This is a genomic window from Nocardioides sp. JQ2195 (assembly GCF_012272695.1).
Lineage (GTDB): Bacteria > Actinomycetota > Actinomycetes > Propionibacteriales > Nocardioidaceae > Nocardioides.
In genome coordinates this window covers 3,696,481-3,714,664 of sequence record NZ_CP050902.1, presented here as the reverse complement: position 1 = coordinate 3,714,664, position 18,184 = coordinate 3,696,481, and the positions used below count along the sequence as shown (strand labels likewise).

General features: G+C 69.7%; 15 protein-coding genes and 1 riboswitch. Of the genes, 14 read left to right on the top strand and 1 reads right to left on the bottom strand.

Annotation, left to right across the window (positions count from 1 at the left end; genetic code table 11):
- The first annotated feature begins 4 nt into the window (after nucleotides 1-4).
- The 7 genes from ncot_RS17640 (at nucleotide 5) to ncot_RS17610 (ending at nucleotide 9,667) form a co-directional block, all read left to right on the top strand.
- Complete coding sequence (locus tag ncot_RS17640; protein WP_168618773.1) at nucleotides 5-874, top strand: RNA polymerase sigma-70 factor; 870 nt, start codon at nucleotides 5-7, stop codon at nucleotides 872-874.
- A 124-nt stretch (nucleotides 875-998) separates the two neighbouring features.
- A riboswitch (TPP riboswitch) is annotated at nucleotides 999-1,130 on the top strand.
- Nucleotides 1,124-2,221 (top strand): thiamine ABC transporter substrate-binding protein, encoded by a 1,098-nt coding sequence (locus ncot_RS17635; RefSeq protein WP_168618772.1) that lies wholly within the window; start codon nucleotides 1,124-1,126, stop codon nucleotides 2,219-2,221. It overlaps the preceding riboswitch by 7 nt.
- A gap of 13 nt (nucleotides 2,222-2,234) precedes the next feature.
- Nucleotides 2,235-3,863, top strand: coding sequence for an ABC transporter permease subunit (locus ncot_RS17630; RefSeq protein ID WP_240937961.1), 1,629 nt, complete (start codon nucleotides 2,235-2,237; stop codon nucleotides 3,861-3,863).
- Nucleotide 3,864: 1 nt separating this feature from the next.
- Nucleotides 3,865-4,881 carry an ABC transporter ATP-binding protein gene (locus ncot_RS17625; RefSeq protein ID WP_168618771.1) on the top strand — a complete coding sequence of 339 codons (1,017 nt, stop codon included), beginning with the start codon at nucleotides 3,865-3,867 and terminating at the stop codon, nucleotides 4,879-4,881.
- Between the two features lie 9 nt (nucleotides 4,882-4,890).
- Nucleotides 4,891-5,940: a phosphatase PAP2 family protein gene (locus tag ncot_RS17620; protein WP_240937960.1), complete on the top strand. Its 1,050-nt coding sequence runs from the start codon at nucleotides 4,891-4,893 to the stop codon at nucleotides 5,938-5,940.
- Nucleotides 5,941-6,243: 303 nt separating this feature from the next.
- Nucleotides 6,244-7,596, top strand: a complete 1,353-nt coding sequence (locus tag ncot_RS17615) for a C40 family peptidase (protein WP_168618770.1) — start codon at nucleotides 6,244-6,246, stop codon at nucleotides 7,594-7,596.
- A gap of 79 nt (nucleotides 7,597-7,675) precedes the next feature.
- Entirely contained in the window at nucleotides 7,676-9,667 is a 1,992-nt protein-coding gene (locus ncot_RS17610; RefSeq protein WP_168618769.1) for an acyl-CoA dehydrogenase, read from the top strand.
- Nucleotides 9,668-9,733: 66 nt separating this feature from the next.
- Here the strand turns inward: ncot_RS17610 and ncot_RS17605 are convergent, their stop codons facing one another.
- The gene (locus tag ncot_RS17605) at nucleotides 9,734-10,222 is read right to left on the bottom strand and encodes an inorganic diphosphatase (protein WP_168619443.1); all 489 of its coding nucleotides are present in this window, start codon (nucleotides 10,220-10,222) and stop codon (nucleotides 9,734-9,736) included.
- A 130-nt stretch (nucleotides 10,223-10,352) separates the two neighbouring features.
- On the opposite strand from ncot_RS17605, the gene dacB reads away from it, so the two are divergent.
- From dacB to folE, 7 genes are all read left to right on the top strand, one after another.
- Nucleotides 10,353-11,801: a D-alanyl-D-alanine carboxypeptidase/D-alanyl-D-alanine-endopeptidase gene (dacB, locus tag ncot_RS17600; protein ID WP_168618768.1), complete on the top strand. Its 1,449-nt coding sequence runs from the start codon at nucleotides 10,353-10,355 to the stop codon at nucleotides 11,799-11,801.
- Between the two features lie 51 nt (nucleotides 11,802-11,852).
- A complete protein-coding gene (locus ncot_RS17595; protein WP_240937958.1) occupies nucleotides 11,853-12,887 on the top strand; it encodes a zinc-dependent metalloprotease in 1,035 nt (344 codons plus the stop codon).
- A complete protein-coding gene (gene tilS / locus ncot_RS17590; RefSeq protein ID WP_168618767.1) occupies nucleotides 12,884-13,882 on the top strand; it encodes a tRNA lysidine(34) synthetase TilS in 999 nt (332 codons plus the stop codon). Before ncot_RS17595 ends, tilS begins: the two co-directional genes overlap by 4 nt.
- Nucleotides 13,883-13,932: 50 nt before the next feature.
- On the top strand, nucleotides 13,933-14,769 hold the full coding sequence (locus tag ncot_RS17585; RefSeq protein ID WP_168618766.1) for a VOC family protein: 837 nt from the start codon (nucleotides 13,933-13,935) through the stop codon (nucleotides 14,767-14,769).
- Nucleotides 14,770-14,896: 127 nt separating this feature from the next.
- Nucleotides 14,897-15,448 (top strand): hypoxanthine phosphoribosyltransferase, encoded by a 552-nt coding sequence (gene hpt / locus ncot_RS17580; protein WP_168618765.1) that lies wholly within the window; start codon nucleotides 14,897-14,899, stop codon nucleotides 15,446-15,448.
- Nucleotides 15,449-15,549: 101 nt separating this feature from the next.
- The gene (ftsH, locus tag ncot_RS17575; protein ID WP_168618764.1) at nucleotides 15,550-17,571 is read left to right on the top strand and encodes an ATP-dependent zinc metalloprotease FtsH; all 2,022 of its coding nucleotides are present in this window, start codon (nucleotides 15,550-15,552) and stop codon (nucleotides 17,569-17,571) included.
- Nucleotides 17,568-18,182, top strand: coding sequence for a GTP cyclohydrolase I FolE (folE, locus tag ncot_RS17570; RefSeq protein ID WP_168618763.1), 615 nt, complete (start codon nucleotides 17,568-17,570; stop codon nucleotides 18,180-18,182). Before ftsH ends, folE begins: the two co-directional genes overlap by 4 nt.
- Nucleotides 18,183-18,184: the final 2 nt, after the last annotated feature.

Genomic DNA, 18,184 nt, shown 5'->3' with positions numbered 1-18,184 from the left:
CACCGTGATCGATCCCTTCGTCGAGCACCGCAACCTGCTGTTCACCGTCGCCTACGAGATGTTGTCGTCGGCAGCGGACGCGGAGGACGTGGTGCAGGAGACCTGGCTGCGCTGGGCCGACGTCGACCAGTCGGAGGTGCGTGATCCGCGTGCCTACCTGGTGCGCATCGTCACCCGCCAGGCCCTCAACCGGATGCGCACGCTCGAGCGACGCCGGGAGACCTATGTCGGACCGTGGCTGCCGGAGCCCCTGTTCACGACGTCGGACGTGGCCGACGACGTCGAGCTGGCCGACTCGGTCTCGACCGCGATGCTGATGGTGCTCGAGACGCTGAGACCGACCGAACGCGCGGTCTTCGTCCTGCGGGAGGTCTTCGGCTTCGAGTACGCCGAGATCGCGGCCGCCGTCGACAAGTCGGAGCCGGCGGTGCGCCAGATCGCCAGTCGGGCGGGCAAGCACGTGCAGGCGCGCCGCCCCCGCGTGACGCCGTCCGACGACACCGACGCGGTGCTGGAACGCTTCCTCACAGCCGCCGGCGGGGGCGACCTCCAGGCCCTGATGGACGTCCTGGCGCCCGACGTCGTGATGTTCAGCGACGGTGGCGGGCTCAAGCAGGCGGCGTTGCGCCCGATCACCGGTCGCGACAAGGTGCTGCGCTGGCTGGCCGGAGTGCTGGGCAAGGACCAGGGGGAGGTGTCGGTGGACACCGCGGTCGTCAACGGCCAGCCCGCGGTCCGGTTCTTCCTCGACGGGGTGCTCGACGTGGTCGGCACCGTGCGCTTCGAGGCCGGGCTGGTGACGCAGATGTACCTGGTCCGCAACCCGCAGAAGCTGACCCGGGCCGTCGGGGACGGCGTACGCCTCTCCCGTTGAGGGCGCCCGGCTGCCGCTGTGCTCCGGGCACGTGTGGGGTGGCGGTGGCGCAACGGGTCACCGCGTGCGGAGCGACCGTGGCCCCGCGTTGCTCGACACGCGCGGGGACCGGGTAGCGTGGGAGGTCAACAGACAGGGGAGCCCTCCGGCCAGCGAGCCGGGGAGCTGAGAGTGCCACCGGCGAGACGCGCCGGGAAGCAGACCCTCATGACCTGATCCGGTTAGCACCGGCGAAGGGAGTCGGACTCCATGCATTCCGTCGCGCGCACCGTGGCTGCCATCACCGTGACGATCACGATGGCGGGCGCCGCCTCGTGCTCGTTGCTCGGGGAGGGCGGGGGCGACGAGACCAGCCGCTCGTCCGCCGACCCCTCGGCGTCCATCGAGGGCACCACCATCACGCTCGTCGCCCACGACACCTTCGCCTCGGACTTCCCGAAGAAGCTGGTCAGGCAGTTCGAGCAGGAGACCGGGGCGACCCTGCGGATCCGCGCTGGTGGCGACGCCGGGAAGCTGACTACGTCCTTGGCGTTGGACCAGCAGAACCCGGTCGGCGACGTGGCCTTCGGCGTCGACAACACCTTCGCCTCCCGGGCGGTCGACGAGGGCGTCTTCGCGACCTACGCCGCGGACCTTCCCTCCGGTGCCGACGAGCTGCAGCTCGACGGCGACGGTGCCGACAGGCTTGCCCCGATCGACCAGGCGTCCGTGTGCGTCAACGTCGACACCGCCTGGTTCGACGAGAAGGGCCTCGAGCCGCCGGCGTCGCTCGACGACCTCACCGAACCTGCCTACCAGGACCTGCTCGTGGCCCCGGGCGCCTCCACGAGCTCGCCCGGCCTGGCCTTCCTGCTGGCCACCATCGGCGAGTACGGCGACGACTGGACCGGCTACTGGAAGGACCTGATCGCCAACGGCGTCGACCTGACCGAGGGATGGACCGACGCCTACTACGGCGGCTTCACCGCGGCCAGCAAGGGCGATCGACCGATCGTGGTCTCCTACGACACCTCACCGGCGTTCACCATCGACGACAAGACCGGTGAGTCGACCACCAGGGCGTTGCTCGACACCTGCTTCCGCCAGGTCGAGTACGCCGGCGTGCTCGAGAACGCGAAGAACCCAGCCGGTGGCCGGGCGGTCATCGACTGGTTGCTGAGCCCCGAGGTGCAGGCGGCCCTGCCCGACAGCCTCTACGTCTTCCCGGTCGACGACTCGGTCCAGCTTCCGCAGGCCTGGGCGAAGTTCGCCGAGAAGCCGACCGAGCCGATCGAGGTCTCCGCCGACGACATCGCCGACCACCGCAGCGAGTGGCTCACCGAGTGGACCGACATCATCAGCCGATGACTCCGGGCCACCCGTGAAGCGACTCCTGACCCTTGCCGGGCTGGCGTTCCTGCCAGTCCTGGTGCTCGGTGTCTTCTTCGTGCTGCCGGTCTCGGGGATGCTCGGTGAGGGCCTCTGGTCGGACGGTCGCCTCACCCCGGGTGCAGCCTGGGAGGTGCTCCGGCGCCCGCGCGTGCTGCGGGTGCTGTGGTTCACGGTCTGGTCGGCCAGCGCGGCCACCGTGGTCACGCTGCTGCTGGGCATCCCGACGGCCCACGTCCTCCACCGGCTTCGCCTTCCCGGACGCCGCCTCCTGCGGGCCGCCTTCCTGGTGCCGTTCGTGCTGCCCACGGTCGTGGTCGGCATCGCCTTCGAACAGCTCGTCCGCCTCCCGGCCCTGGCGCCCCTCGACCTCGACGGCTCACCGGTCACGATCATCGCCGCGATGGTGTTCTTCAACCTGGCGGTCGTCGTCCGCACCGTCGGCTCGGCGTGGGAGGCCCTCGACCCGCGCCCCGGTGAGGCCGCCGCCGCGCTCGGTGCCTCGCCGTGGCAGGTCTTCACGACCGCCACCCTCCCGGCGCTGCGTGGCTCGATCGTGTCCGCGGCCAGTGTGGTGTTCCTCTTCTGCTCGACCGCGTTCGGCGTGGTGCTGGTGCTCGGCGGACTCCGCTACGCCACCGTGGAGACGGAGATCTACCTGCTCACCACCAACCTCTTCGACCTGCCGGGCGCGGCTGCGCTGTGCCTCCTGCAGCTGGTGGTGGTCACCGTGCTGCTCGCCCTGGCACACCGGGCGCGCTCGGCGCCGGCGCCGGTCGCGCGGCGTGCGGTTCCTCCCGCCCGGGTCACGGCGTACGACGTCCCCGCGCTGTCGCTGGCCGCGGCCGGGCTGCTGCTGGTCGCGGTGCCGATCGGCACGCTGGTCGTGGGCGCTCTGCGGGTCGACGGCGCGTGGAGCCTCGCCAACTTCCGTGCCCTGGACTCCGCCGGCACCGGCTCGTTGGTCGACGTCAGTGTCACCGAGGCCCTGCTCAACTCGCTGCGCACGGCCGTGGACGCGACATGGATCTCGCTGCTGATCGGTGGGCTGGTCGCCGTGATCGTCACCCGTCGCTCGCACTCGCCGGCCGAGCGTCGCCTCCGCGGCCTGCTGGACGGCTTCTTCATGCTGCCGCTGGGCATCTCCGCGGTGACCCTGGGCTTCGGCTTCATGATCACCCTGGACCATCCGCCGGTCGACTTCCGTGAGTCGCCGATGCTCGTCCCGATGGCGCAGGCCCTGGTCGCCATGCCGCTGGTGGTGCGCACGCTGGTGCCGGTGCTGGCCGGCATCGACGACCGGCAGCGCCAGGCGGCGTACTCCCTGGGCGCCTCACCCCTGCGAGCGCTGTGCACCGTCGACCTGGCCGTGGTGTGGAAGCCGTTGCTGGCCGCCGCCGGCTTCGCGTTCGCGATCTCGCTGGGAGAGTTCGGCGCGACCTCCTTCCTGGCCCGCATCGACCACCCCACGCTCCCGGTGCTGATCTATCGGCTGCTCGGCACGCCGGGAACGCACAACTACGGCATGGCGTTGGCTGCCTCCGTCGTCCTCGCCCTCGCCACGGCGACGGTGATGTTCGTGGTCGAGCGGCTGCGGGTGCCCGGAGTGGGAGGGTTCTGACATGTTGGTGCTCGAGAACGTCCGCGTGGCCTACGGCCGGAACCTTGCCGTGGACGACGTCACGCTGGAGCTGCCCCGCGGCCAGGTGCTCGCGGTCCTCGGGCCGTCCGGCTGTGGCAAGTCGACACTGCTGAGGGCCGTGGCGGGCCTCGAGCGGTTGAGCGCCGGCACGATCTCGTACGACGGCGCCGACCTGGCCGGCGTACCCACGCACAAGCGTGGCTTTGCGTTGATGTTCCAGGACGGTCAGCTGTTCGGCCACCGGAGTGTGGGTGACAACGTGGCGTACCCGTTGCGGATCCGGCACCGTTCCCGCAGCCAGACCAGCCGGCGGGTCGAGGAGCTGCTCGAGCTGGTCGGCCTGGCCGGCTTCGCGGATCGCCAGCCGGCCACGCTCTCCGGCGGCGAGCGGCAACGAGTGGCCCTGGCCCGCGCACTGGCCGTCGAGCCTCGGCTCCTGCTGCTCGACGAACCGCTGAGCGCGCTCGACAGGTCACTGCGCGAACGCCTCGCCGTCGACCTGCGCGAGATCCTCACCCGGGCCGGCACCACGGCCCTGCTGGTCACCCACGACCACGAGGAGGCCTTCGCCGTCGCTGATCGGATGGCGCTGATGCGTGCCGGGCGACTGGTCCAGGAGGGTGCGCTGGTCGACGTGTGGGAGCACCCCGTCGATGCCGAGGCGGCGAAGTTCCTCGGTTACCCCACGGTCCTCTCGGGTGAGGCCGCGCGGGTGATCCTCCACGCCGCGGGGCTCGACTCCGCCGGCCAGGTCGCGCTGCGACGCTCGGCGCTCCGGGTCCGCGAGCAGGGCCCGCTGTCCGGCTCGGTGCTGGCCTCACGGGTCACCCCGGACGCCGTACGCCTCGAGGTCGACGTGCCTGGCGTCGGTGTGGTGGCGGCTGTCACATCCGAGGGCGTCGCGGCGCCGGGGCCCGGCGCGACCGTGCGACTGGAGGTTGCTCGGGACCGTCTGGCGGTCGTGCCAGAGGCTGGGCCACGCCCACGGTTCCCCTAGACTGCGCCTGTGTATCGCCGTGCCTATGTCCTCCTGATCGGAGTCGCCTCGTTGATGGGGCTGCTCGCGATCCTCGTGACGGTCAGTGTCGACCAGAAGGTCGTGGACCCTGAGGGCTTCCTCGGTCCCTCTTGGTTGCGACTGCCGCTGCTGGTCTTCGGCGCGCTCCTCCTCGACATGCTGCCGCGCACGCTGTGGCTGTCGAAGATGCACCCGAAGAAGATGTGGCCGATCGTGGTCGAGCGGTGGCACTCGCACTGGAACCGGGAGCGCCTCACCCTCGTGGTGATGGGGCTGGTCTGCTTCTACATCACCTATGTCAGCTACCGGAACCTGAAGTCCGCGCTGCCGACGGTCCTCGGGGTCGACTACAAGTTCGACCGCCCGCTCCACCTGCTCGACCAGGCGATCTTCCTGGGCCACGAACCGGCCGTCGTGCTGCACAACGTGCTCGGCACCGGCATCACCGCACACTTCCTGTCGTTGATCTACCTGTGGTTCCTGCCCATGGTCCCGCTGGTCCTGACCGCGTGGCTGATCTGGTCGAAGAACCTCAGCTACGGCTACTGGTTCGCCACGTCCCAGTGCCTGGCCTGGAGCCTCGGCACGGCGTCGTACTACCTCCTGCCCACGCTCGGCCCGGGCTTCGAGTACCCCTGGCTCTACAAGAACCTCGACAACACCGGGGCCAGCAACCTGATGGAGGCGCTCTCCTACGGTCGCGTGCGCGTCTACTGGTCCGGGCTCGACGGCGCCGTCCAGTCGGTGGCCGGGTTCGCCAGCCTGCACTGTGCGATCACGCTGCTCGTCGCGCTGATGGCGCAGTACACGATCCGGGTGCGCTGGGTGCACTGGCTGCTGTGGATCAACTTCGGGATCACGATCGTGGCCACCCTCTACTTCGGCTGGCACTACATCGCCGACGACGTGGCCGGCATCGCGATTGCGGTGATCTCGTTCTACGTCGGGGGCCTGGCCTCCGGGCAGAAGTTCGACAGACATGGGCTCGCCAGTCATCCGACGACGACGACCTCCCAGATCCCCATCGACCGGGATTGATCGCTCGCACCCCCTCTCCAGTTCCAATCTCCTCGATAGTCCCTAACGCCTGGCAGCCCGACCGCGCCATTTCGGATGCCAAGCGGTAGGGACTATCGGTGATTTTTGGGGGGTCAACCTGAATGACATGGTTGTAGTTCAAGAATTACATGGATGTGGTTTGTCAAGCCGACACGCCGAGGATTTCGAGAAAACCTGTGAAAAGTGTTTCCTTTGTGACTTGTGAGCACTAGCGTGCTCAAAGTGCCTCGGGCGATGGGGAAGTCGCCCGAGGTCTCCAGACGACAAAGGGGACTTGATCTCGTGCGACGCACCACTCGACGCACCATTCATGGGCGCCCGCTGCTCGCGGCCCTCGCCGGGCTGCTGGCGCTGACCCTCACCGTGCCGGCGGCAGTGGCCGATCCCGACGGAGACACCCCGTCCCAGGCTGAGGTCGACGCCGCCGAGGATGCCGCCCACGACGCCGAGCGTGACGTCGCCGCGGTCCAGGCGGACCTGGTGATGGCCAACCAGAGCCTGCAGGACGCCAGTGTCGAGGCGGCGCAGGCGTCGGAGGCCTACAACGCAGCTCGCTGGAAGCTGCAGCAGGCGAAGAAGGCTGCCGCGGCGGCCGACGCCCGGGCGGACTCCGCAGCGAAGGGGCTCGAGACGCAGGAGGCCTCCTACAACGAGATGCTCGCGGCCACCTACGAGCTGTCTCCCGACCTCACCGCGATGTCGAAGGTCGTCACCGAGGACGGCACCACCTCGATGGTCGACAGCGCCAACACGGTCTACAACATCAACGCCTCGATGGGCGACATCACCGCGCGCTACGAAGCAGCCCGCACCGTCGCCGACATCACGGCCGACGAGGCCGACGACGCCCACGACGACGCGGCGGACCTCGCCGCCGATGCGGAGACGGCACGGCGTACGGCGGAGCAGCAGGAGCAGGCCGCGCTCTCCAGGGCCACGTCCGTGGCGGCCCAGAAGGACGATCTGATCGCCGAGCTGGCCGACCTGCAGGACATCTCGGTGAGCCTGGCCAGCGAGCGCCAGTCCGCGCTCGAGCGGGCCGCGCAGGAACGCGCAGCCCGAGCGGCCCAGGCAGCCCAGGAGGAGCAGGACCCGGTCGTCCCGGCCGCCGATCCGACCACCGCCACCGACCCGTCCGACGAGCCCGCGTCCGCCGACGACCCCGCCACCACTCCCGCCCCCGACCCGCAACCGGACCCCGAGCCGTCCCCGGACCCGCAGCCGGCCCCCGAGCCGGCGCCGGCGCCGGACCCGACGCCTCCGCCGTCCTCCTCCGGGGCGCAGCGCGCGATCGACTTCGCCCGGGCCCAGATCGGCGAGCCCTACCGCTGGGCCGCAGCCGGCCCCAACGCGTGGGACTGCTCAGGCCTGACGATGAAGGCGTGGCAGTCGGGCGGGACGTACCTCCCGCACTACTCGGTCGGGCAGTACGGCGCCTCGACGCCGATCCGCTCCTCGCAGCTCAAGCCGGGTGACCTGGTCTTCTGGGGCTCGTCCAGCAGCCCCTCCTCGATCTATCACGTTGCGCTGTACGTCGGGAATGGTCAGATGATCCACGCACCTCGCACCGGCCGGGACGTCACCCAGGAGTCGATGTACTACTGGATCCCACCGAACTTCTTCGCGCGTCCCTGACGCGTCAGGAGCCCGCCGGGGCAGGTGCCGCCGGTTCAGGTGCCTCCGGGCGGACATGACGCACCGGTACGGTGACGACATGGCCACCGAGACGCCCACGACAGACAACCCCGCCCTCGAGGACGAAGAGGTCGGCTACACCCAGCCACAGGTCGACGTCGCCGAGCTGACCCGCCTGCTCGACGGGAAGTACGCCGAGGTCAGGTCCCTCGTCCGCAAGAACCTCGCGCAGAACGCCGGCATCCTCGAAGAGGCAGAGACCCTGACGCGCGACGAGTTCCGCGACCGGGTCAAGGAGGTCGTGGTCGAGGTGGCCGCGACCGGCCAGACCGGGGTCGGCTTCCCCAGCGAGTACGGCGGCTCCGACGACATCGGCGCCTCCGTGGCGGCCTTCGAGACGATGGCGTTCGGCGACCTGTCGGTGCTGGTCAAGATCGGCGTCCAGTTCGGCCTCTTCGGTGGCGCGATCCAACAGCTCGGCAGCAAGCACCACCACGACGCCTACCTCGCCGACACGATCAGCGGCAGGCTGATGGGTTGCTTCGCGATGACCGAGGCCGGCCACGGGTCGAACGTCCAGGCGCTCGGCACCGTGGCGACGTACGACGTGGAGACGCAGGATTTCGTCATCACCACGGGCGACCCGTCGGCCCACAAGGACTACATCGGCAATGCCGCCCGGCATGCCGAGATGGCCGTCGTGTTCGCCCAGCTCGAGATCGGCGGCACGTCCGAGGGCGTGCACGCCTTCCTGGTGCCCATCCGCGTCGACGGCGAGCCCGCCCCCGGCGTACGCATCGAGGACTGCGGCCGCAAGATGGGGCTCAACGGGGTCGACAACGGGCGCCTGTGGTTCGACGGTGTCCGGGTGCCGCGGACGGCACTGCTCAACCGCTTCGCCGACGTCACGCCCACCGGCGTCTACGAGTCGCCGATCGAGAACCCCGACAAGCGGTTCTTCACCATGCTCGGCACCCTCGTCCTCGGCCGGGTCTCCGTCGGTGGCGCCGGGATCAACGCCTCCAAGCTGGCCCTGGCGATCGCGGTGAAGTACGCCGTGCGCCGCCGCCAGTTCGAGACGTCGAAGGACGCCCCCGAGGAGCTGCTCCTCGACTACGGCCAGCACCAGCGCCGGCTGTTCCCGTTGTTGGCACGCACCTACGCGCTGCACTTCGCCCAGGAAGTGCTGGCCAGTCGCCTGCACGACGTCTTCTCCGGAGCGGACGACGACGAGACCGCCCGTCGTGCCCTCGAGTCACGCGCAGCCGGCACCAAGGCGCTGGGCACCTGGCACGCCACCCGGGCCATCCAGGAGTGCCGCGAGGCCTGCGGTGGTGCCGGCTACATCTCGAAGAACCGGTTCGACGCCCTCAAGGCGGACACCGACGTGTTCACCACGTTCGAGGGCGACAACCACGTCCTGCTGCAGCTGGTCGCGAAGGGCTTGCTGACCGGCTATGCCAGCGACTTCTCCGACCTCGACCAGCTGGGCATGGTGAAGTTCGTGGCCAGCACCGCGGTCGAGACGGTGCTGGAGCGCACCAATGTGCACAAGCTCCTCGAGCGGGTGAAGGACCTCCTGCCCGGCGGGGACGAGTGGGACCAGGAGGCCGGCCTGCTCGACCCGCACTTCCAGCAGGCGATGTTCCGCTTCCGCGAGGAGCACATGCTCAGCGGTGTCGCTCGTCGCCTCAAGCGCGGTGTGGACTCCGGCATGGAGGCCGGCGAGGTCTTCTCACGCGTGCAGGACCACGTCATCGACACGGCCCGCGCCCACGTGGAGTCGCTGGTTCTCGACGCGTTCGTCGAGAAGGTCGCCGAGATGCCCGACGGTGACAACAAGGTCGCCCTCGGGCTGATGGTCGACCTCTTTGCGCTCACCACGATCGAGGCCGACCGGGCCTGGTTCATGGAGCACGGCCGGCTCACCAGCCAGCGTTCGAAGGCCATCTCCCGCGAGATCAACGCCCTGTGCCGCAAGGTGCGCCCGATCGCGGTCGACCTCGTCGACGCGTTCGGCATCCCGGCCGAGGTGATGCGCGCCGAGGAGCTCCTCACCTGGGGCGACTGACCACGAAATGACAGGAGCGCGTCAAGGGCCCATGCCCGCGACGCGCTCCTTCGTGTCAGTGGTGGCTCAGTGCCCCGACTTCTTCGCCCGCTCGAACGAGGCCTTGATCTCGGCCTCGGCCTCGGTGCGGCCGACCCACTCGGCTCCTTCGACGGACTTGCCCGGCTCGAGGTCCTTGTAGACCTCGAAGAAGTGCTGGATCTCGAGGCGGTCGAACTTCGAGACGTGGTTGATGTCGCGCAGGTGCTCGAGGCGCGGGTCGTGCGTCGGGACGCACAGAACCTTGTCGTCGCCGCCGGCCTCGTCGGTCATCCGGAACATGCCGATCGCGCGGCACTTGATGATGCAGCCGGGGAACGTCGGGGCCTGCAGGATGACCAGCGCGTCGAGCGGGTCGCCGTCCTGGCCGAGGGTGTCCTCGATGTAGCCGTAGTCCTCGGGGTAGGCCGTGGAGGTGAAGAGCATGCGGTCGAGGTAGATGCGACCGGTCTCGTGGTCGACCTCGTACTTGTTGCGGGACCCCTTGGGGATCTCCACCAGGACGTCGAACTCCAGCACAGCTTTCCTCCGCTTCATCGGCACTTCGCGGCCCGACTGCGGGCCCACAAGATCGTGACCCGAACGCCGGGTCGGCAACATCTTCGCGCACAATGGGCGCAAACGCGCACTCGGAAGGGAAGTTTTCGTGGGACGAGGTGACCGACGCCACACTCGCGCGCCCTGGCGCAGCCGGCTGGCCGGCTGGCTCCCCGTCGCCGTCGTTCTGGTGGTCGTCGCGACCGCCTTCGCCTCCTTCCAGCTCGACGTGGCGAGGAGGCTGGGGTGGGCGCCGGCCGACTCGTCGGACCCCGCCGCAGTCGCCCCGCCGCCCGGCCTCGAGCTCCCGGCGCTGTCCTCGCCACCGGCGGTCGCCGCGGCACTGGCCGCCGACACCGCGGTCGACCCGGCGAAGGTACGCCGCGCGCTGGCGCCGTACGCCTCCGACAAGGACCTCGGCAAGCACCGCGTGATCGCGGTCGGCAGCCTCGACGGCAGCGTGTGGGAGGACAACGGTGCCGGGAGGTTCATCCCGGCCTCGACCATGAAGCTGCTGACCGGCACCGCGGCGCTCGAGTCGCTCGGGCCCGACCGCACGTTCCGCACCCGGGTGGTCGCCGGCAAGCGGACCAAGGACATCGTGCTGGTCGGTGGGGGAGACCCGTTCCTGACTCGCACGCCCCCGACCGGCTCGTCGTACCCGCCCCAGGCGGACGTCCGCACCCTGGCCAGGGCCACGGCCAAGGACCTGCGGGCCGACGGACGGCACACGGTCCGCCTCCGTTTCGACGACTCGCTCTTCACCGGGCCCAGCGTCAACCCGCACTGGCCGGCCAGCTACGTCCCCGACGCCGTGGTCCCGCCGATCACTGCGCTGTGGGTCGACAAGGGCATCAAGCAGGACGGCTGGGGATTCGAGAGCGACCCGTCGGCGGCGGCCGCGTCGGTCTTCGCCGCCGAGCTCGAGAAGGCGGGCATCACCGTGCTCGGTACGCCGGAGCGCGCGACCGCGCCGGACGGGGCCGGGGAGCTGGCCGCCGTCGAGAGCGCGCCGGTGTGGCAGATCGTCGACCGGGTGGTGTCGGTGAGCGACAACGAGGGGGCCGAGATCCTCTCCCACCAGGTGGGTGTCGAGGAGCGCGGCGACGGCTCGTTCGCCGGCGGTGCCTCGGCGGTCCGGACGGTGCTCAAGCGGCTCGGCGTCAACCTGGCCGACACCGTCATCCGCGACGGCAGCGGACTCTCCCGCGAGGACCGTCTCACCACGCAGGCCCTGCTCGACGTGCTCTCCGTCGACGCGAAGGCCAAGCACCCGGAGCTCCGTCCGGTGATCTCGGCGCTGCCGGCAGCCGGCTTCACCGGATCGATGACCGGACGCCTCGGCGACAGCGACGACGCCGGCCTGGGCCGGGTCCGGGCCAAGACCGGAACGTTGACCGGGGTGCACGGACTGGCCGGGGTGACCACCGACCGTGACGGCAACGTCCTCGCCTTCGTGTTCCTGGCCGACAAGGTGAAGGTGCCGAAGACGCTCGGTGCCCGTGACGCCCTCGACGACCTGACCGCAGCCCTCGCTGCCTGCCGCTGCTCGTCCTGACTCCCTCGCCACGCGGAGCACTCCTTCGTCGTGCCCGGCTAGGCTCGGCGCATGACTGACACGTCGTCGATGATCGACTGGGACCTTGCCGTCCGACTCGGATCCCGGCTGGCCGGGGACGGACCGGAGGTCTCCGCACTCGCCGCCGCCGATGCGGTCGACGAGCTGCGCGCCGGCGCCGACCGGTCCACCGGCCTGGTCCGTGAGTTCACCGGGCTGACCGCCGCGGAACGAACGGCACCGGTCCTGGTGATCGATCGTCCCGGCTGGATCCAGGCCAACGCCGACTCCTTCGCCACCATCCTCACCCCGATCGTCGACAAGCTCTCCGGCAAGAAGGGTGCTCCCGGACCGATCGGGCGCGCCGTCGGGTCGCGGATCACCGGCGCCGAGGTCGGGCTGGTGCTGGGCTTCCTCGGAGGGAAGGTGCTCGGACAGTTCGACCCGTTCTTCGAGCCCAACGGGCGCCTGCTGCTGGTCGCCCCGAACATCGTCCACGTCGAGCGGGAGCTGGAGGTGGATCCCACCGACTTCCGGCTCTGGGTCTGCCTGCACGAGGAGACCCACCGGGTCCAGTTCACCGCCGTCCCCTGGATGCGCGACCACCTCTACTCGATGATGACCTCGCTCTCCGAGTCGATCGACACGGGCAAGGCCATCGAGGAGGGCGTCAAGCGCATCGGGGAGTCGTTGCGAGGACAGGGTGGATCTCTCCTCGACATGGTCAGCACCCCGGAGCAGCGTGAGGTCATCGACCGTGTCACGGGTGTGATGTCACTGCTCGAGGGCCACGCCGACGTGGTGATGGACGGGGTCGGGCCCGAGGTGATCCCGACGGTCGACCAGATCCGTGGCAAGTTCAACGAGCGTCGCAAGGGTGTCGGTGGACTCGACCGGATCCTGCGCCGGCTGCTCGGGCTGGACGCCAAGATGGCGCAGTACCGCGACGGTGCGAAGTTCGTCCGAGCGGTGATCGAGAAGGTCGAGATGGACGGCTTCAACGCGGTCTGGGAGTCCCCGGAGAACCTGCCGGACAAGGCCGAGATCGCGGACCCGTCCGCCTGGGTGGCCCGGGTCCACGGATGACCCTGCACCCGGCGCTGGCCGCGGTGCGCCTCGTCGTACGACGCGTGCTCGCTGCCGTGGAACCGGGCGGCGCCGTGCTGGTCGCCTGCTCGGGTGGCGCCGACTCGCTGGCGCTGCTCTCGGCGACAGTCTTCGAGGGCCACAAGATGTCGTTGAAGGTGGTCGGTGCCACTGTTGACCACGGTCTGCAGGACGCCTCGGCGCAGCGCGCGGCCACGGTCGTGGAGCAGATGGCCGGGCTCGGGGCCGACGAGACGGTGTCGGCTCGCGTGGACGTGCCCGTTGCCTCGGGGCAGGGGCCCGAAGCGGCCGCCCGGCACGCGCGCTATGCCGTGCTGGAGCAGATGGCCACCCACTTCGAGGCCTCGTCGGTGCTCCTCGGGCACACTCGCGACGACCAGGCCGAGACGGTGCTCCTCGGGTTGGCCCGCGGATCCGGTGGGCGTGCGGTGGCCGGGATGCGACGCTCCTTCGACGTCTTCGCCCGGCCCCTGCTCGACGTCTCCCGGGCCGACACGGTCGCCGCGTGCGAGGCGGAGGGGATCGAGGTGTGGTCCGACCCCCACAACCAGGACCCACGGTTCACCCGGGCACGGGTGCGGCACACGGTGCTCCCGGTGCTGGAGAGCGAGCTCGGGCCCGGAGTCGCGGTGGCGCTGGCCCGCACCGCGGAGCTGCTGCGCCCTGACATGGAGTTCCTCGACGAGCTCGCCGATGCGGCGTACTCGTCCCTCGCGGGGGCCGACGGGCCGACGATCACCTTGCCGGTCGAGGGGCTGGCCGCACTGGCCGCATCGGTGCGCACCCGGGTGCTGCGTCTCGCCGCCCTGGAGGCCGGATCTCCCTCGTCCGAGCTCTTCCACGAGCACGTCGTCGCGATGGAGCGCCTGGTCACCGACTGGCGCGGGCAGAAGTGGATCGACCTGCCGGGACACCTGCGCGTGGTCCGGAACGACGGGAACCTGCTCTTCCTCAGCGGTCAGGACCTGACCTGAATCGCTCCTAGCGTGGTGGACGAATCGTCACCGACACCGAGGAGCAACTGATGACTGACCGATACATCGCCGGCGTTCCCTGCTGGGTGGACCTGACCCCGCCCGACGTCGATGCCGCCCAGACGTTCTACGGAGGCCTCTTCGGCTGGGAGTTCGAGGAGCGCACCCCGCCGAACGCCCCGGCTCGCTACGCCTACGCCCGGATCGACGGCGAGACCGTGGCGGCGATCGGTTCGCGAGAGGGCGAGGCGACCGCGTGGAACTCCTACATCCGTGTCGACGACGTCGACACGGTCGTCGACCGGGTGTGGGCCGCCGGTGGTGAGATCGTGGTCCCGGCGACCGACCTGGGCCCCGGCGGTGCCACCGGTCGCCGGGCGATGGTGAAGGACCCCGGGGGTGCCCTCCTGGGCCTGTGGCAGGCGGGGGACAACCGAGGCGCCGAGCGCGTGAATGCCCACGGGTCGGTGAACTTCAACGACCTGCACACCCGGGACGGCGGCGCGGCGGAGAAGTTCTACGGCGCCGTCTTCGGCTGGGAGGCGATCGACGTCGGGGACGGGCAGATGTGGGCGCTGCCGGCCTACGGCGACTTCCTGGAGCAGCGCAACCCGGGCAATCGCGAGCGCCAGGCCGAGTTCGGGGCACCCGCCCGTTTCGAGGAGGCGGTGGCCACGCTGTCCTTGATCCCCCAGGGATCCGACGACGCGGCCCGTTGGGACGTGACGTTCGCCGTCGACGACGCCGACGCGATCGCTGCCCGGGTCGAGGAGCTGGGTGGCGAGGTGCTCCAGAAGCCCATGGACCTGCCGTGGGTCCGGGCGACGGTGGTCCGTGACCCGCAGGGGGCTGTCTTCACGGCGAGCCAGTTCACCGGCGCCCCCTGAGCCGGACGCCGAGGGGCGGGCAAGGAGATCGCGCCGCGCCCACCTCCCGGCCGGAATTCCCGGCCGGGGCGTTCCCCTTTCCCCGGGCGCCCGGGGAAAGGGGAGGGCGGTGTGGCAGTCTGACGCCATGGATTCCGCCCATGTCGACAGCGATCTGGTCAACGTCCTCTTCACCGAGGAGCAGATTCAGGCGAAGCTGCAGGAGATGGCCGACACGATTGCGGCCGACTACGAAGGCAAGAACCTCCTGATGGTGGGGGTCCTGCGCGGTGCGGTGATGGTGATGGCCGACCTGGCCCGGTCACTGCCCAGCCACCTGGAGATGGACTGGATGGCGGTGAGCTCCTACGGCTCCGGCACCAAGTCCAGCGGCGTGGTGCGCATCCTCAAGGACCTCGACACCGACATCTCCGGACGTCACGTGCTGATCGTCGACGAGATCATCGACACCGGCCTGACCCTGAGCTGGTTGGTCAACAACCTGTCGAGCCGCAAGCCGGCCAGCGTCGAGATCGCCACCCTCCTGCGCAAGCCGGAGGCGATGGCGATGCCGATCGAGCCGAAGTACGTCGGTTGGGACATCCCCAACGAGTTCGTGGTCGGCTACGGGCTCGACTACAAGGAGCGCTACCGCAACCTGCGCGACATCGGCACGCTCGCCCCCCACGTCTACTCCTGACCGGAGTCCTCACCGGGGGCGACTTTCTGCGACCATGTACCGTCAAACCCCACATGGTCGCCGCTCAGGGATAACCCCGTGAGCTGTCCCGAGAGAAGTCTGTGAAGCGCATATTCAAGGGTCCTTGGCTCTGGATCGTCCTAGCCGTCGTTGCCGTCCTGCTCGGCCTGCAGTACCTCGCGCCCAATGGTGGGTACGACGAGGTGCAGACGTCGCAGATGGAGGAATACATCACCTCCGGTGACGTCAAGGACATCACGTTCATCGACAACGACCAGGAGATCCGCGCGACCCTGGACGACGACGTCGATCGCGACGGCGGCAAGAAGGTCGTCACCCACTGGGTCAGCGGGCAGCAGAACGACCTGATCAAGCTGGCCAACGAGCAGGTCCAGAAGGGCACCATCGAGAAGTCCAACTCGGAGAACCCGCAGCCCAGCTTCATCGGTCAGCTCCTGGCCACCCTCTTGCCCTTCGCGCTGATCATCCTGCTGTTCATCTTCTTGATGAACAGCGTCCAGGGTGGCGGCGGCAAGGTGATGCAGTTCGGCAAGTCCAAGGCCAAGCTGATCACCAAGGACATGCCGAAGACCACCTTCTCCGACGTCGCAGGGTGCGAGGAGGCGATCGAGGAGCTCGGCGAGATCAAGGAGTTCCTCCAGGAGCCGGCCAAGTTCCAGGCCGTCGGCGCCAAGATCCCCAAGGGCGTCCTGCTCTACGGCCCTCCCGGGACCGGCAAGACCCTGCTCGCCCGTGCCGTGGCCGGCGAGGCAGGAGTCCCCTTCTACTCCATCTCCGGGTCCGACTTCGTCGAGATGTTCGTGGGTGTCGGCGCGAGCCGGGTCCGTGACCTCTTCGAGCAGGCCAAGGAGAACGCCCCGGCCATCGTGTTCATCGACGAGATCGACGCGGTTGGCCGCCACCGTGGCGCCGGCATGGGCGGCGGCCACGACGAGCGGGAGCAGACGCTCAACCAGCTCCTGGTCGAGATGGACGGCTTCGACGTGCGCGGCGGAGTCATCCTGATCGCTGCCACGAACCGCCCTGACGTGCTCGACCCGGCGCTGCTGCGCCCGGGCCGCTTCGACCGCCAGATCGGCGTGGACGCCCCCGACCTGGCCGGCCGGCACCAGATCCTCAAGGTGCACTCCCGCGGCAAGCCGATGAGCCCCAACGTCGACCTGCTCCAGGTCGCACGACGAACCCCCGGCTTCACCGGTGCCGACCTGGCCAACGTGCTCAACGAGGCCGCGCTGCTGACCGCGCGCCTGAGCGAGAAGGTCATCACCGACTCCTCGCTCGACGAGGCCATCGACCGCGTCATCGCCGGCCCGCAGCGCCGGACCCGGTTGATGAACGAGAAGGAGAAGCTGATCACCGCCTACCACGAGGGCGGCCACGCCCTGGTCGCGGCGGCGCTCCCGGGCACGGACCCCGTGCACAAGGTGACGATCCTTCCGCGTGGGCGGGCACTGGGCTACACGATGGTGCTGCCCGACGAGGACAAGTACTCCCAGACCCGCTCCGAGATGCTCGACAAGCTCGCCTACATGATGGGTGGCCGCGCGGCCGAGGAGATGGTCTTCCACGACCCCACGACCGGTGCCGGCAACGACATCGAGAAGGCCACCAACCTGGCTCGGGCGATGGTCACCCAGTACGGCATGACCGACCGGCTCGGTGCGATCAAGCTCGGCGAGAGCCAGGGCGAGCCGTTCCTGGGCCGCGACATGGGCCACCAGCGCAACTACTCCGAGGACATCGCCGCGATCGTCGACGAGGAGACCAAGAAGTTCCTGTCGCAGGCACACCAGGAGGCGTTCGACATCCTCGAGGAGAACCGTGAGGTCCTCGACGCCCTGGTGCTCGCGCTGATGGAGCGGGAGACTCTCGACAAGGCCGAGGTCGCGGAGATCTTCGAGGCGCTGCACCTTCGCCCCGTGCGGCCGGCCTGGACGGGCTCCCCTGACCGGGTTCCCTCGCACCTGCCGCCGGTGGAGGTGCCGAAGTCGGCCCAGACCGACATCCCCGAGTCCGCGGACCCGGACCTCGCCACGCCGCACGACTCCACGCCGCCGGCCGGCGGCCTCCCCAACCCGAACGAGGGTGGCGACCACGCATGACCGACCCGATCAGCGCCGCTGACCGGGATCCGGCCAGTTTCCCCGACTTCGACCACGCCCGTGCGGAGGCCGCCGTCCGTGAGCTGCTCGCCGCCATCGGCGAGGACCCCGAGCGTGAGGGGCTGCGCGAGACTCCGGCGCGCGTCGCGAGGGCGTACGCCGAGCTGACCGCCGGTCTGCGACAGCGTCCCGAGGACGTCCTCACCACGACCTTCGACATCGGTCACGACGAGATGGTGCTGGTCCGCGACATCGAGCTCTGGTCGATGTGCGAGCACCACCTCGTCCCGTTCACCGGCGTCGCCCACGTCGGCTACATCCCGGCCGAGTCCGGAAAGATCACCGGGTTGTCCAAGCTGGCCCGCCTGGTCGACGTCTATGCCAAGCGGCCCCAGGTGCAGGAGCGACTGACCACGCAGGTCGCCGACGCACTGATCGAGATCCTCGAGGCCCGTGGCGTCATCGTGGTGATCGAGGCCGAGCACCTGTGCATGACCATGCGCGGGGTGCGCAAGGCCGGCGCCCGCACCATCACCTCCGCGGTCCGGGGCATCATGCACAACAGTGCCACCCGCTCCGAGGCCATGGCGCTGATCCACCGCAGCAGGTGACC

Coding starts and splice junctions, on each gene's coding strand:
- ncot_RS17635 (WP_168618772.1), top strand. CDS start 1,124: ATGCATTCCGTCGCGCGCACCGTGGCTGCCATCACCGTGACGATCACG.
- ncot_RS17625 (WP_168618771.1), top strand. CDS start 3,865: ATGTTGGTGCTCGAGAACGTCCGCGTGGCCTACGGCCGGAACCTTGCC.
- ncot_RS17610 (WP_168618769.1), top strand. CDS start 7,676: ATGGCCACCGAGACGCCCACGACAGACAACCCCGCCCTCGAGGACGAA.
- ncot_RS17595 (WP_240937958.1), top strand. CDS start 11,853: ATGACTGACACGTCGTCGATGATCGACTGGGACCTTGCCGTCCGACTC.
- tilS (WP_168618767.1), top strand. CDS start 12,884: ATGACCCTGCACCCGGCGCTGGCCGCGGTGCGCCTCGTCGTACGACGC.
- ncot_RS17585 (WP_168618766.1), top strand. CDS start 13,933: ATGACTGACCGATACATCGCCGGCGTTCCCTGCTGGGTGGACCTGACC.
- hpt (WP_168618765.1), top strand. CDS start 14,897: ATGGATTCCGCCCATGTCGACAGCGATCTGGTCAACGTCCTCTTCACC.
- folE (WP_168618763.1), top strand. CDS start 17,568: ATGACCGACCCGATCAGCGCCGCTGACCGGGATCCGGCCAGTTTCCCC.